14 protein-coding genes are annotated in these 14208 nt (G+C 44.1%); 7 read left to right on the top strand and 7 right to left on the bottom strand.

Annotation, left to right across the window (positions count from 1 at the left end):
- The first annotated feature begins 9 nt into the window (after window positions 1–9).
- Entirely contained in the window at window positions 10–1023 is a 1014-nt protein-coding gene (locus ACYVD3_RS02005) for an SIS domain-containing protein (RefSeq protein WP_460640832.1), read from the top strand.
- Between the two features lie 72 nt (window positions 1024–1095).
- On the opposite strand, the gene ACYVD3_RS02010 is transcribed toward ACYVD3_RS02005, so the two are convergent.
- On the bottom strand, window positions 1096–2127 hold the full coding sequence (locus tag ACYVD3_RS02010) for an amidohydrolase family protein (protein WP_460640833.1): 1032 nt from the start codon (window positions 2125–2127) through the stop codon (window positions 1096–1098).
- Between the two features lie 278 nt (window positions 2128–2405).
- Here ACYVD3_RS02010 and ACYVD3_RS02015 point away from each other — a divergent pair, with 278 nt between their 5' ends.
- The 3 genes from ACYVD3_RS02015 to ACYVD3_RS02025 all read left to right on the top strand — a co-directional run bounded on the left by ACYVD3_RS02015 (window position 2406) and on the right by ACYVD3_RS02025 (window position 4254).
- Window positions 2406–3071, top strand: coding sequence for a TetR/AcrR family transcriptional regulator (locus ACYVD3_RS02015; protein ID WP_460640834.1), 666 nt, complete (start codon window positions 2406–2408; stop codon window positions 3069–3071).
- Between the two features lie 140 nt (window positions 3072–3211).
- Window positions 3212–3364, top strand: a complete 153-nt coding sequence (locus tag ACYVD3_RS02020; RefSeq protein ID WP_460640835.1) for a hypothetical protein — start codon at window positions 3212–3214, stop codon at window positions 3362–3364.
- Window positions 3361–4254, top strand: a complete 894-nt coding sequence (locus tag ACYVD3_RS02025) for an SDR family NAD(P)-dependent oxidoreductase (protein ID WP_460640836.1) — start codon at window positions 3361–3363, stop codon at window positions 4252–4254. The genes ACYVD3_RS02020 and ACYVD3_RS02025 overlap by 4 nt, the downstream gene beginning before the upstream one ends.
- Before the next feature lie 302 nt (window positions 4255–4556).
- Here ACYVD3_RS02025 and ACYVD3_RS02030 read toward each other — a convergent pair whose 3' ends face one another.
- The 6 genes from ACYVD3_RS02030 to ACYVD3_RS02055 form a co-directional block, all read right to left on the bottom strand.
- On the bottom strand, window positions 4557–4949 hold the full coding sequence (locus ACYVD3_RS02030) for a desulfoferrodoxin family protein (protein WP_460640837.1): 393 nt from the start codon (window positions 4947–4949) through the stop codon (window positions 4557–4559).
- A gap of 207 nt (window positions 4950–5156) precedes the next feature.
- Window positions 5157–5636, bottom strand: a complete 480-nt coding sequence (locus tag ACYVD3_RS02035) for an MgtC/SapB family protein (RefSeq protein WP_460640838.1) — start codon at window positions 5634–5636, stop codon at window positions 5157–5159.
- Window positions 5629–6486, bottom strand: a complete 858-nt coding sequence (locus tag ACYVD3_RS02040; RefSeq protein ID WP_460640839.1) for a glycerophosphodiester phosphodiesterase family protein — start codon at window positions 6484–6486, stop codon at window positions 5629–5631. Before ACYVD3_RS02040 ends, ACYVD3_RS02035 begins: the two co-directional genes overlap by 8 nt.
- A gap of 19 nt (window positions 6487–6505) precedes the next feature.
- Window positions 6506–7324, bottom strand: coding sequence for a carbohydrate ABC transporter permease (locus tag ACYVD3_RS02045; RefSeq protein WP_460640840.1), 819 nt, complete (start codon window positions 7322–7324; stop codon window positions 6506–6508).
- Window positions 7324–8193, bottom strand: a complete 870-nt coding sequence (locus tag ACYVD3_RS02050; protein ID WP_460640841.1) for a carbohydrate ABC transporter permease — start codon at window positions 8191–8193, stop codon at window positions 7324–7326. Before ACYVD3_RS02050 ends, ACYVD3_RS02045 begins: the two co-directional genes overlap by 1 nt.
- A gap of 18 nt (window positions 8194–8211) precedes the next feature.
- Window positions 8212–9543 carry an ABC transporter substrate-binding protein gene (locus tag ACYVD3_RS02055; protein ID WP_460640842.1) on the bottom strand — a complete coding sequence of 444 codons (1332 nt, stop codon included), beginning with the start codon at window positions 9541–9543 and terminating at the stop codon, window positions 8212–8214.
- Window positions 9544–9749: 206 nt separating this feature from the next.
- On the opposite strand from ACYVD3_RS02055, the gene ACYVD3_RS02060 reads away from it, so the two are divergent.
- From ACYVD3_RS02060 to ACYVD3_RS02070, 3 genes are all read left to right on the top strand, one after another.
- The gene (locus tag ACYVD3_RS02060) at window positions 9750–11492 is read left to right on the top strand and encodes a cache domain-containing sensor histidine kinase (RefSeq protein WP_460640843.1); all 1743 of its coding nucleotides are present in this window, start codon (window positions 9750–9752) and stop codon (window positions 11490–11492) included.
- Between the two features lie 21 nt (window positions 11493–11513).
- Window positions 11514–12890 (top strand): response regulator transcription factor, encoded by a 1377-nt coding sequence (locus ACYVD3_RS02065; RefSeq protein WP_460640844.1) that lies wholly within the window; start codon window positions 11514–11516, stop codon window positions 12888–12890.
- Between the two features lie 204 nt (window positions 12891–13094).
- On the top strand, window positions 13095–14030 hold the full coding sequence (locus ACYVD3_RS02070) for a DUF1848 domain-containing protein (RefSeq protein ID WP_460640845.1): 936 nt from the start codon (window positions 13095–13097) through the stop codon (window positions 14028–14030).
- Window positions 14031–14208: the final 178 nt, after the last annotated feature.

Here is a 14208-nt window from a genome sequence, read left to right on the forward strand (position 1 = left end):
GAGTAAACCATGTTAAAGTTTGATGAACAGAAACAAATAGACAGTGTAAACGGAGCCCTTATGCTCCGCTCTAAAATAGAGGAAACCGTGGATAAGATCCAGAAGGAAGGATTTGACGGTATATTTTTTATAGGAATCGGCGGGACATGGGCTTCCGCCATGCAGGTAGAAGTTTATATGAGAGGAAAAAGTTCCATCCCTGTATACGTGGAAAATGCGGCAGAATTTCTGACCACCGGGAATAAGAGATTTACTGAAAAATCAGTGGTCATCTTCTCGTCAGTGACCGGAAGCACCCAGGAAATGGTGGATGCAGTGAAAAAGGCAAAAGAGACAGGTGCAAGGATCTTCGGATTCATTGATGTAGAAAATGCCGCTCTTTCAAAATTATGTGATATCTGTATTTCTTATCCAATGAATGAACAGCTTAAGCTTTTTATGGTGGCAAACCGCCTGATGTATAACAATGGGGAATTCCCGGAGTACGATGAATATAACAGGGAAATGGAAGCCTGTCTTGCAAAGGCCCTTGTGGAAGTGGAAAAAAAAGCTGATGCCTGGGCGGAAGAATATGCAAAGGAGAAATACCGCTATCAGAAAGAGAATCCGGATATGCCCCACTATTTTATCGGAGCAGGAAGCCAGTGGGGAGCCACCTATTCTTATGCCATGTGCTATTGGGAGGAACAGCTTTGGATCCGGACAAAATCCATTACATCTGCAGAGTTTTTCCACGGTATGCTGGAAGTCATTGAAGCGGAGACGCCGGTGACCTTGTTTGTGGGTGAAGATGAGCAGCGGCCTTTGTCTGAAAGGGTTGCGGCATTTCTGCCAAAGGTATGCAAGAATTATACGGTGATCGATACTAAGGATTATGAATTAAAAGGGATCCGGCCGGAATTTCGAGGTTCTGTTTCCCATCTGGTCATGCATGGGGTCAATAACCGTGTGGATGCCCATATGGAGGTTGAATTCAGGCATCCTATGGTGATACGGAGATATTACCGGCAGTTTGATTATTAAGGAGAATTTTTTCATACTTGTTTTAAGGGTGTGCTGTAAAATGAATACAGCGCGCCCTTTTTGTAAATATAATTATTTTGATTCTACGCCATTAATCCACACCTTTTTAATGTTTCTGAGAACCTTTATATCAGCCGTTGGGTCGCCATCAACCAAAATCAAGTCAGCTCTCTGCCCGGCTGCTATGGTTCCTCTATCGGTTAGCCCGAATACGTTTGCCGCTGTATTTGTTGCACTTTCTATCACATCAGCAGGGGTCATCCCGGCCGTTGCATACATCTCCAATTCCTCATGCAGACATTTGCCATGGATGAAATTGGCGGGTGCAAAAGGCGCTAAGTTCGCATCTGTTCCGGCAACAATGGTAATCCCGGCTTTTATCATTGCAGATACTGTTTGTTCAACATATCTAAAGTCAAATGCTTTTACTTCCGGCATACGAACCTTAAAGTTCTTGATCATTTCCTTCATCATTTTCATGGTAGGAATAATGATAACTCCATTTTTGGCGATAACATCAATCATTGATTCCGGAATTACCTCCGTCATAGGTATGTGGGTAATAACATCTACTCCGGCATTAATTGCCTGTTGGTATGTATTTATTGTTGCAGCATGTGCTACAGCAATACGGTTATGCTTATGTGCCGCCGTGACAATCGAAGAAATCGTATCCTGGTCTAATGCTTTCTGCGCTAAGTGCGGGGGATCTTCGATCACTATTTTGATAAATTCCGCTCCTTGCGAAATCCTGTCCAATACATATTGCCCGGGATTGTGAATAGGGTAAATTGCCGGGCTATAGCTTGTTATTATATCCGATAATCCAGGCTGGTTTCTAAGGCTATCTGCCAGTTCTTTAGACGCCGGACTCATATCTACCATTGTGGTTATGCCGTACTTTGCAGCTTCCTGCAAATTTTGTAGTCCGTCCAAATGAACATGTGCGTCAATAAGTCCAGGTAACAATGTGCCGCCATTTCCATCAATCACACGATCACCTGTCGTCTTTTCAGAGATTCTTCCATTTTCAATAACGATTGTTGTTGGTTCAGATATTCTCTTACTGTCATAAATTCTGATATTTCTAATTTCAATTGACATCCCATAACCTCCATTATATAAGATATATGTGTACATAAAATAGCAATAATAACGATTGCTCCGGTGAAATTTTTAACACATTTAAATTTTTGATTTTTCAAGCCTTGCAATAAAACATATCAAAATTTTGATGCCATTCATTGGTCTCTCCATTGACAGATAAAAACTATAATGCTATTATTGGTTTAAACTATATAATGAAATTTAGTATACAGGCCAATGCAGGGGCCGTCAAGCAATAATATGCCTTAGGGCAAATAAAAAAATGGAGACATGATATGCCACTACCAATTACTGACAAAGAAAAGATTGAACTAACCAATAAAATATTTTATCTATTTGCCGAGCATGGCTTTGATGGAATCTCAATGGATGAGGTGGCAAAGCGTACGAAGCTAAGCAAAGCAACCCTTTATAAATATTTTAAGAGCAAAGAAGATATTGTGCGGGATATGGTTGATGAGCTAATTTCTCATTTTGACTCAGTTAAGTTCACAACCGACGACAGTATCGGCGGTGTGCTTGATAGTATATCTGTTGGTTATTTTAAGGCGGTGCTTGCTACAGCCTCTTCCAGCTCCAAATTTCTTTCGGATTTGAAGAACAAATTTCCTGAAATTTATTCCGATTATCTAAGTGCCTTAGAATCCGTTCAAACACGGTTTATTGCGTTTTATAAGTGTGCCGCCAAAGCGGGCTTCTGTAAAAGCGTATCCATTGACATTGTTGTTGAACAGATAAAAAGAACACTTCCCGCCATTATTAACTCAAGCTATCTTAACATGCATCAAACTTCGTTGTCTGTCATAATCAAGGAATACTACAGGCTTCTGCTTTGCCAGTTGCTTAGTTCGGAATATACGGCTGTTATTGATCAGGATGATGTTTATCTGTTTGCAGATAAGCTTGTTGCTGTTATGAAAAGCAAGTTTCTAATTCCATGAGGAATAAACGGCGGTAATCGTATTCTATTAGTAGAAAGAAAGGATTCCTTCCCTATAGGCGGACAGGGAGAAACTCGGAAATCCGTGTGCTGTTTCCAAAAACAAATACAGTATATGATAAAAGGGAAGAGGAGGTAAGAATGGCAGACAATCAACAAACAGGACAAAGACAACCGAAACGGTCCTATCCGCGCTGGATGTCTTTGACAGAGGAAGGTTTCCATGAAATGAACTATAAAGGTGATGACAACTGTTATTACTATTACAATATGGATCGGGAGGATTGTATATGAATCATAAAAGGACCATTGTTATTACAGGCGCGAATTCAGGATTAGGGTATTTGTGCGCTGAGAATATTGCTCAAAAATCTCATGATTATGCAATTGTGCTTGCCTGCCGTAATGGAGAAAAGGCGGAGAAAGCAAAGAATCAATTGATTGAAAATACGGGTAATCCCAACATTTATTCGATGGTTTTAGATGTTGCATCGATGGAGTCGGTGAGGGAATTTGCCCAGCAGTTTAAAAACCGAAATTTTTCGCCGCTTTATGGCATTATCTGTAATGCCGGCATAAACGGTATGCATACCGGAATAACTTGTGACGGATTTGACATTGTGTTTCAGACAAACCATTTGGGTCATTTCCTGCTCACTCATTTGATGCTTCCTTATATGTCCCAAGATGGCCGTATAGTGATCGTAAGCAGTGATATGCACAACCCGCCGGGAGGTGAACTTGTCTGGCAGGGAACCGACGCTCTCGCTTACCCGGAGGACAAGACCGCTTTTAACCGGTATTCTTTTTCAAAGCTGTGTAATTTATATTTCACTTATGAACTGGACAAAAAATTAAAGGAGGCAAGTTCCGGTATCACAGTAAACGCATTTAATCCCGGTTTAATGACGGATACAAATTTCGCGCCCAAAGCACGCTTTACGGAAGATTTTCTAAACAGCGTATCCGACAGGATTGGGTCTCTGGAACGATCCGCAATGGCTATGTCGGAAATGATGACAGAATCTCAATACCAACAGGTGACAGGAAAGTATTTTGACAGGGGCGTTGAACGAAAGTCCTCACCATTATCCTATAACACTGAAAACACTTCTGAATTATGGAATAAAAGCATCCAATACACGAAACTGGCGCAAAGTGAAACCTTGTCCGGGCTGATATAGATTGGTAAGCGCTGGAGAGTATAAACAAATAAAAGCGCGTATAAAAGAGTAAGCAATATGATTTTTTTACAGGTACCGGAAACTCTCTTTATGCTGACCCAAATGAATATGTGGTTTTTTTCCCTGTGTATTATTTGGGTCTTCCGGCTATCCTGCATCGTTTTGAGTGGCTTATGAGGTTGGCCAGAGTTTCGTACATCTGAACACATCAATAGACGAAAGAATGGCGTAGTTTTTACGCTGCGCCATTCTTAATCAGATATTGTTTTACCAAGGACTGCCTTTTGAGAAGGCTTTTTTCATTATGCTTCTGTTTTCCAGAATCCGTGAAGATTGCAGTAAGCGAAAGCGGTTTTTGGGGAATCGCCTTTTTCCAGTGTAAAGCAGGCCACCGGTTCGCAGTCCGGGCTTAAGCTTACCCTCATGATGCTTCCTGCCGTTGTGTTCAGACAGACCCAGTCGATGCTGTGCTCCTCTGTCATGGGGTGGAACACGCTTCCCACCTTTACGGTCACATGGTTTCCGTCTGTTTCAATGACAGGGACATGCTTTTCTGTGGCTCCGTCAGAAGTATTGGGTTCTAATACTTCAAAGGGTTTTAAGCTGTCCGGAAGTGCGGCGTTGGGAGTTCCGGTGATGGCTTCCAGAATGACGTTATGGTTTTTGTCGGTTAAAAATACAGGTTCGTTCTTCATGGGGATCCTCCAATCATAAATTCTTCTTTTCAATCTTCTTTTAATAAAAGATGAGGCATCATTGCAGGCGGATGTAAAGCTGCTTCATTTCATTTATCAGAATTCCCAGATGGGAGCTGAAACATTATGCCAAGTTTTTCCAATGTATAACTTCTGTTTCATCAGCCAGCCTTATAAAATGTTGCATTTGGAATTAGTTTCTCTTGATTATATCTCTCCAATGTACTTAAGCCCGGCTGTCTCACTCATTTTTTGAACCATTTCCGAGTGAACACATCTGCCATTACTTTTCAACGTAATAAATGCCATCACACCCTTTTGGGCTTTGGATATTTGGATATCCACTACCGTCATACCTAAGCTCTTACAATAATCAATAAACTGGTTCATGGCATCACTGGTGGAAAAATTCGTATAGAGGCGAAAATATCTGGACGTTTCCTTGACCCGGTACTCCACCTTGGCAAGCAGGGTCATCACTGCCATGATAGCTCCCCCGGCCAATATTGCCCCCTCATAAAAACCGATACCAATAGCAAGCCCCAGGCATACCAGCATATAAGTTCTGAAGCCGGCCGGCTGGTTCTTGCTGCCCCGTTCCAATCCGATAATTCCTCCGACTACCAGGGCTAACAGAATCCTTAATAAAATCGTCAGCAGATTTAAATATCGGAGCAGCTCAATCACCGCCCTGCAAGCCGTCCGGTCCTAAATATTTTTTTAATTCATAGGGCCAGTCAGTTTGGAGGATATCTACGCCCCGCTCTATCTGTACCCCCCAGCCGCAGTCGCCCCCATAGCGCATGGACCTGACATCATCATAACCGGCCCCGAAAATCAGATCTTTGCTGAAACTCAATGAATTGCACCAGACTTTTATTCCCTTTTCATGAAGCCCGCTGATAAAAGATTTTTGAAATAACAGGTCTGTATCTTTTTGCGGCAGAATCTCGATTGCCGGTAATGCCGCCCGTTCCCGCAGCCACTCCACCTGTGTCATGCAGGCCGGATCAGCTACCATGGGAATATAGATCAGCTCCGGATGACTGCCGGCCCATGCCAGGGATTTTGTGTCCTCAATATAAAACTTAAACACGGTCTGCCCGGTCATGTCCATCTTCTTTAAGCTTCTGTATACCTGATCCCAGTGATCCCAACATTTATCCAACACCAGAATTGTCCGGCCCTTTAAGGCTTCCAGGATCATATCAAAGGTCTCCGGCTTTTCTGCACAAGGCTCAGCAAAATAATTGTTGAAACTTAACTGCTGCAGTTCTTCATAGGTCAGATCCTCCGGCCGCCCGGCTATCCCAAACAGCCGCTGTAACGTATTATCATGATGGCCCACCAATGTTCCATCTCTGGTGATCATCAGATCCATTTCTACCATATCAGCTCCCTGGCCGATTGCCGTTTCAAATGCCAGAACCGTATTTTCTATCACGCCGGCACCGAACTTTCCCCGGTGGGAAGCCACCATCACTTTACCAAACCGGGAAGAGCACAGATATTCTAAGCTATTTTTTATGTCTGTCATATTCTGATCTTCATCCTTTCTATTTTACTGCACTGTCCATTACGCCGCGGACAAAATATTTCTGTAAGGCAATGTACATGATGATCGGGGGCAATACTACGATGACCGCAGCGGCTGCAGCGGCTCCCATATCGGTCTTGCTGTCAGTGAAAAAGGATGAGATCGACAGGGTAATCGTCTTTAACGCCGGCTTCTGGAGGAAGTAGAGCTGAAACTGGTAATCGTTCCACACTCCTACGGCGGTCCAGATTACCACACTGGCTGTCACTGATTTTAAAGAAGGCAGGATAATATGTCTGAACACCTGTAGTTTATTACAACCGTCAATCATCGCCGCCTCATCTAGTTCCCGGGGAATCGTGGAGATAAAATTGGTATACATATAAATTGCCATGGGCAGGTTGAAGGTGGCAGATACCACAATGACACCCCAGTATGTATTGATTCCTTTCAGTGCGACCATCTCCTTATACAACGGTACCAGAATACTTAGCTGGGGCACCATCATCACGCCTACAATGAACGCCAGAATCCATCGGTTCCCCTTTGTCCCGTTGCGGGCCAGCGGGTATGCCGCTGTGGCACTGGCCAAAACAATCAGTATAACAGCAAAAACCACAATAATCATGGTATTAGTAAGCGCTTTTAACAAATTTCCAATCTCCATGGCATGGAAGTAATTCTGAATATACAGCTCCCGGGGAAGCTGCCACCGGGAGCCTACGTCCATCTTACTTTTAAGGGACATATTGACCAGAATATACAACGGCATCATATGTACCGCCACAATCAGTAAAGCCACCAGGGTCTTTAACCATCTTAACTGTCTTTTTTTCATCAACTGAGTCCCTCCACCTTTTTTTCCAGATAACTTCTTACAAAAGTACTGATGAACATGATGAAAACGAACATGAACAATCCTACGGCTGCCGAATATCCGGCATTCTGGTTCTGGAAATAGAGATAATTAATCAAGGTTGACAACGAATGACTGGAGTATCCCGGACCGCCGGATGTAGTTGCCAGAATAATGCCAAAAAGCTTCAGGCCGCCAATCAGATTGATAACCACACTGGTGGTAATGGCCGGTAAAAGCAGGGGCAATGTGATATGATGCAGCCGTTGTAAATAGGAAGCTCCGTCGATTGACGCCGCCTCTTCATAGGATTCCGGTATCCCCTGTAAGCCGGCAATCATAACAATCATTGTTTTTCCCACAAACTGTAAGGCATTGATCAATGTGATGATCCAAACCGCCCGGCTGCCCTTAGCCATCCAATCTACCGGTGTACCCCCAAGAAACATGACAATGTCATTGATTGCACCATTTTTAAACTGTACCAGGAAGTAGCAGATATATCCCATGATCAGGGAAGCAATCATCGCCGGCATGTAGATGATCACACGGGAAAAAGTTCGTCCGAAAAATTTTTTCTGCAAAAGCAGTGCATATAAAATCCCCAGCAAAGTCTGTATGGCAGTGCTTCCAATACCATATATCAGCGTATTTTTAAATGCCGTCCAGAACATCTTGTCAGTAAACAGCTTTTCATAATTTGCCAGGCCCACATATTTAAAAGATGCCGAATACCCGTTCCAGTTGGTAAAGGATATCTGGATACCGGTTATCAGTGGGTATACTACAAAAATAATCAGCAGTAAGACCGCCGGCAGATAAAACAGGTTGATATAACTCCTTTTTCCCATGATTTCATCTCCAATCCCTTATTGTGTTCTCAGTGTATTGTAATCTGTCTCCATCGCCTTAACACTTTCTTCCACCGTCATCTCACCGGCTATTAGTGCAGAACCGATTGTCTTTAATGTACTCCACATGCCGTTAGGCAGATAGACCCGGTCAAAGAAAGGATACATTGCTACTGTTTCATACTTCTTGTAATCATCGGAAACCGTTCCCAAGTCCGGTGTTACATTCTTAATTGCCGGCAGTTTACCGCTGGCTTCGCAAACCAGCTTTACATGCTCCGGCTTTGCCAGGTACTCCAGTACCGCCAGGCAGATATCTTCATGCTCCGTATTCTTCCAGATTCCATAGGCTTCTCGTTCACCGCCACAAAATACCGGCTCATAATTCCCGTTCAGCGCCGGAATCGGGGCCATTCCATACTCCGCCTCCGGATTGATCTCCTTTACCAGCCGGATCAGATCCTGAGTGGAACTGATGAGGAAAAGAGTCGTATTTTCTGCCAGGCGCTCCGGGATATCCACCGGGTCACAGGTTACGCTGTCCACATTTAAGTACCCTTTATCCTTCATATCCACCAGAAGCTGAGAAACCGGCGCCCAGTTGTTCCAGTCAAAGCCTCCCCCAGCAAGCTGACCGGTATAGCCCTTGTCCTCACAAGAAGCAAGCAAGGTGGTGGCGGCAATATCCAGGACATTGGCCGGCTGCCTGCTGTCCTTCCCGGCTACAAAGACACCGGTATAACCTTTTTCCCTGCCCATTTCGCAGATTGCCATAAACTCATCCCAGGTGGCCGGAACCTCTGCACCCAGTTCTTTCAGCAAACCTTTATTGTAGAAGATACCACCCTGATCAATGTTCAACGGCAATACAAAGATCTCCTTGTTATCATTTTCGATGATACTGAAAAATGAATCCTGAACCGTATCATACCAGGGCTGGTCATTTAACGGTCGTAAGTATTCACTGTAACGAGCTACCGACCAGCCATGGGTAGCAAACATGTCCGGCAAGTCAGCCGAAGCCATCCGGGCTTTCATCAACTGTTCGTAATCAGATTCCTGGGTGGTATAATTGATTGTCACTCCCGGATTTTCTTCCATGAACTTTTGAAATATTCCATTGATGGCCTGATAAGTCGCTTCATTGGCATTGGTCACAATCTCAATTTCTCCCTGCAAGCCGGTTTTTCCCGATGCTTCCGGGCTGCTTCCTTCTGTTGCGGCCGGTTCGGAGCCGTTCTCCTCTGCCGCCTTGGTTTCTTCCTTTGGTGACGGGGCACAGCCGCCTGCCATAGCTGACAGCATTGTGGCAGCCAGTGCTGCCCATAACCACTTGTTACATTTTCTCATTTCATATCCTCCTTTTAAGATTGGTTTTGGTAGTTTTATTATAATTCGGTTTCCTGTCTCCCTGCATAACACATTCTTCCGGAATGATTGTTCATTTTTACTTTTTCCCTTGCCGTCCTTGCCTTTGTTACAATGTTTATTGTATAATTTTCCTGTCTGCAAAGCACAAGAAACTATGAATTTCTACCGGGAAGGAGAAAAGGAATATGCATCTGGGTAAATCTTTTTCCATCAAACTGCTGCGTAATTTTTTAATCAGCACCTTTATCCCTTTTGTTCTGGTAACTGCCGTTATCGCTATCACCTATACCCAGAAATACCGGCAGGATACATCCAGGCTTTTAGATTCTGCTGTCAATGCCATTGCCCACAATATATCTGCCTATTTGACAGAACTGGAGCAGGTAACCCTGCTGCCATATTATAATGATAATCTGTACTACTATCTGAAAATGAAAAGTATGACTCATGATACTGATATTGATATACTGGAAAAAATCCCTTTACAGCAAAACTTAAACTCCAATATAAGCTTTGTCCGGTATACCAGAGAAGACATCAACGGAATCTTCATTACAACGCCCGACCAGTGTATTTATTATACCGTTAACCATTCGGACCGCACCCGGCTGGCAGAAGATTACAGCTATGCAGATCAAAGCTGGTATCAGCAGGCTTTGTCCGCTGATGGACGAGCTTTGACCATCGGTCCGCACAACCCGGATTATATCATTCCTTCATATGACAATCAGGTGATTTCTGTAGTTCGTTCTATTGTGGTGTTGGAAACCCGGGCGCCTTTATATGTTATTAAAATTGATGTAAATGCCGCCATCTTTGAAAAAAGCTTTAAGGATTTTTATTTTCATGTGGATTCTAAAATCATTATTACGGATGAGCAGCAAAGTATTATTTATTCCAATAAAAAACTGAAGGCAAAAGACCCCCAGGTGTTAGCCCTGAATTATAAGAAAGGAGAATCCATCCATCTTCATGACGGAACCTGGAATATCTATTCCTATCCCATCGGTCAGTATCCCTGGCAGGTAAAGGTTCTTTTGTCTACCGACCAGCTCAATACCAACATCCGGATTATCTGCCTGCTGGCGGTCATTCTCTATCTGATAGGCTTGATTACTGCGTTTTTATTCTACATCCATCTTTCAAAACGGCTGGTTATTTCGGTTGATAAGATGAAAGAGATTTTTAAAAGCGTTCAGGAGGGGGACTTAAGTATGCGGTATTCTTTCAATTCTGATACGGAGCTGGATCATCTGGGCACTTCATTAAACACTATGATTGTGCAGTTAGACGAAAGAATCAAGCGGGAATATATCATGACCATCCGTCAAAAAGAGATGGAGTTTAATGCTCTTCAGGCACAGATACAACCGCATTTTTTATTTAACACTTTAAACAGTTTTATTGCCCTGAACCAGGCGGGGGAACGGCAGTCACTGGAAGATTCCCTGTTTACTCTTTCCGAAATGCTGCGCTATATCCTGCGGGCGCCTTCCATCATCTCTTTGGAGACAGAACTTCATTTTATCCGGGGATATTGCTCTTTGCAAAAGCTGCGCTTCAACGACCGGCTGAATTATCAGATTATCACCGACGTAGATGCTGCCAATATCTATATTCCCAAACTGCTTCTGCAGCCTATTGTTGAAAATTCTATTCTCCACGGCCTGGAACCCTGCTGCCGTGTCTGCACCATTCAAGTTAGCTGCCAATACCGGGGGCAGGCTGTTGAAATATCCATTACCGATGACGGCCAGGGCTTTTCTTTGGAAGACCTTCAGTTGAATGAAAGTATCGGGCTTAATAATGTGAAAGAGCGGCTGCTTACATTTTCTGCCGACAGTACGTTTATCATTCAAAGTGAGCCTGATACCGGAACTGCTGTAATCCTTTGCATCCCTTTGCCAAAGGAAGACCTCCTCCATTAATGTCAGAAAGGAAATGATATCATGAAACTCTTGATCGCTGATGATGAACCGCTGATTCGCTATTCTTTAATATCATTTTTATATGATTTAGGGGTTGCAAAAGAAGATATCCTGGAGGCTTCCAACGGTGAGCAATTTCTGAAACTCATGAAAGAATTTCCGATTGATGCTGCACTTGTGGACATCCGGATGCCGTTGTTAGATGGCTTAAATGCTATCCGGCAGGCCAAGGACATTGCACCGCATACTGACTACTACGTTCTGTCCGGCTTCAGCGACTTCAAATACGCCCAGGAGGGAATTAGGTTAGAAATTAAGGATTATCTTTTAAAACCAGTTAAAAAAAGTGAGTTGCAAGAGATTGTAAACAACACCAGGCAGGCAATTGCGTCCAGACATCAGAAGGAACTTCATCTGCTTACCGCTCAAGTGGCCGAAATGATGTCCGGGAAGCAAACAGACTTTATCTTTCCATCCCTCTGTTATCCGCTGTTTATAACTGACGATACCCCCAACACAGCCGTAAGCAGTTGGCAATTGCCCTCAGGCCTATCCGATTCGCTCCATCTGATTCACAGAACGGAACAGGGCACCTGGATTTTTATTTTTTCCCAAGAGAAGCCCGCTGCCTGTATCAACAGTATTACAGCATACGTATTAAAACAGTTAACCGGCCATACGGTTCTGGAAGCAAATCCACTGGCAAACAGCCGGGATTGGCCCGGCGAACAAAAACGCCGGAACAGCTTCAGTTTCCTGCTCCCTGCCGTTGGCATTTCCCGTTTCTACCCGCGCACCTTTCAGGTGCCGGTTCTCCATGAAGAGGTAAAAAAATTATGCGGATTATGCCAGCATAATATCCGCGCCTATGCAGCCAAAGATTACACCCGGTATTGCCTGACAAACAATGGTATAGTCAAAGCACTGGACCGGCTTTTCATACAGCAAAGTCCTTATACAAAAAACATCCTTCGCTTTATCACTGCTGCTTACAACCTGGAAGCCAATACGATCCCGGAACTGGAAAAGGAACTGGATTGCACTGCAAAAACCCTGCTGCAATCCCATATCCCCAAAGACCTGGTGTTGGATAATGTCCTGAATTACATTCACGAACATTACCGTGAAGACATGGGACTGGAAAAGGTAGCTTCTTTATACAACTTAACCCCTAACTATTTCTCCACTCTGTTCCGCAAAAAAACCGGACAGAACTTTGTCCAGTACCTGATCTTTTTGAGAATCAGCGAAAGCAAACGGCTGTTATTGGAAAGTGATCTTACAATCCGGGAAGTCGGCTGTCAGGTTGGATATTATTCCTGCAGTTACTTTATCAAACGTTTCGCTGCTCTAGAGGGAATCACACCGGCAGAATACAGAGCCAAAAGACGAAGCTAAAGGGAATTCCGCAAAATGACTGATTACACCCGGTCCGGTCTGCCCTGATTGGTTACCTTTTGTATTGCTGCAGTTAGAAATCAGATGACTTTGAACAAAATATGCTTTAATGAACAAAATCAAAGAATATGGTCAGAGACGGTTGAAGCACGCTCTTTGGCGGCGTATAATGATTTTACGAAAAAGAGACAGGAGCGGGATGGTATGATACTCAGTGTCAGCAGGCGGACGGATATTCCGCAGTTTTACCCGGATTGGTTTTTTGACAGGCTGAAGGAAGGATACCTTTATGTAAGAAATCCTATGAACAGCCGGCAGATCAGCCGGATCGGCCTTTCCCCGGATCAGGTGGAGCTAATGGTATTCTGGACAAAAAACCCGGAGCCAATGATGAAACGGATCCGGGAGCTGGGAGACATTCCTTTTTATATCCAATTTACACTGACCGGATATGGGAAAGATGTGGAGCCTGGGCTGCCGGATAAAAGGAGTATGATCCATGTTTTCAAAAAGACGGCGGAACAGGTAGGAAAGGACCGTATGGTCTGGCGGTATGATCCTATCTTCCTTAACAGCCGGTACAGTGAGGAATACCATTTGCGGGCCTTTGAGGAAATCGCCGGGAGTGTTTGCGGTTTGGCGGAAAAGGTAGTGATCAGTTTTCTGGACAAGTATGGAAAAACAGAGCGTAATATGAAGGGAATCCCGGTAGAAGAATTGGATGAAGAAGGGATGAAGAAGCTGGGCGGAAGGCTGGCCGGGATTGCAGGCACTTACGGGCTCAGGATTGAAGCCTGTGCGGAAAAAACAGACTTAAGCTCTGTGGGAGTTTCCCGGGGAAGCTGCATTGATCCTGTTATGGCGGAACATTTAATTGGCGGTCCGGTATGCCGGAGAAAGGATAAAAATCAGAGAATGGAATGCGGATGTCTGGAAAGCGTTGAAGTGGGAACCTATGACACCTGTCTGGCCGGGTGTAAGTATTGCTATGCCAATGACAGCGTGGAGGCAGTGAAGAGGAAGTCCGCATTATATGATGTGCATAGTCCTCTGCTTTGCGGAAAAGTGGAAGAAGGAGACAGGATCACACTGCGCAAGGGAAGGATTGTCCGGGAGTACCCGGCGCTCCCCTTCCTGTGACCGGGATTATTTCTTATTATATTTATATTGCTTTTATTGCCGGAGACGAAAGGGTCGGTTATACCGCCACGGCCGGTAAGCCTAAGCCGTTTTCAAAGGAATAAAAAGCAGACGGTAACCAAACGGGAAGTGGGCATCTATTTCGAAGTTTATAAAATTGTGTGGAACATATAGTGAA

It is taken from the genome of Lacrimispora brassicae, assembly GCF_054772055.1.

What these genes read in the sequence shown, in the direction of transcription:
- ACYVD3_RS02005 (WP_460640832.1), top strand. Translation starts at nt 10, where the DNA reads ATGTTAAAGTTTGATGAACAGAAACAAATAGACAGTGTAAACGGAGCC.
- ACYVD3_RS02010 (WP_460640833.1), bottom strand. Translation starts at nt 2,127, where the DNA reads ATGTCAATTGAAATTAGAAATATCAGAATTTATGACAGTAAGAGAATA.
- ACYVD3_RS02015 (WP_460640834.1), top strand. Translation starts at nt 2,406, where the DNA reads ATGCCACTACCAATTACTGACAAAGAAAAGATTGAACTAACCAATAAA.
- ACYVD3_RS02020 (WP_460640835.1), top strand. Translation starts at nt 3,212, where the DNA reads ATGGCAGACAATCAACAAACAGGACAAAGACAACCGAAACGGTCCTAT.
- ACYVD3_RS02025 (WP_460640836.1), top strand. Translation starts at nt 3,361, where the DNA reads ATGAATCATAAAAGGACCATTGTTATTACAGGCGCGAATTCAGGATTA.
- ACYVD3_RS02030 (WP_460640837.1), bottom strand. Translation starts at nt 4,949, where the DNA reads ATGAAGAACGAACCTGTATTTTTAACCGACAAAAACCATAACGTCATT.
- ACYVD3_RS02040 (WP_460640839.1), bottom strand. Translation starts at nt 6,486, where the DNA reads ATGACAGACATAAAAAATAGCTTAGAATATCTGTGCTCTTCCCGGTTT.
- ACYVD3_RS02045 (WP_460640840.1), bottom strand. Translation starts at nt 7,324, where the DNA reads ATGAAAAAAAGACAGTTAAGATGGTTAAAGACCCTGGTGGCTTTACTG.
- ACYVD3_RS02050 (WP_460640841.1), bottom strand. Translation starts at nt 8,193, where the DNA reads ATGGGAAAAAGGAGTTATATCAACCTGTTTTATCTGCCGGCGGTCTTA.
- ACYVD3_RS02055 (WP_460640842.1), bottom strand. Translation starts at nt 9,543, where the DNA reads ATGAGAAAATGTAACAAGTGGTTATGGGCAGCACTGGCTGCCACAATG.
- ACYVD3_RS02060 (WP_460640843.1), top strand. Translation starts at nt 9,750, where the DNA reads ATGCATCTGGGTAAATCTTTTTCCATCAAACTGCTGCGTAATTTTTTA.
- ACYVD3_RS02065 (WP_460640844.1), top strand. Translation starts at nt 11,514, where the DNA reads ATGAAACTCTTGATCGCTGATGATGAACCGCTGATTCGCTATTCTTTA.
- ACYVD3_RS02070 (WP_460640845.1), top strand. Translation starts at nt 13,095, where the DNA reads ATGATACTCAGTGTCAGCAGGCGGACGGATATTCCGCAGTTTTACCCG.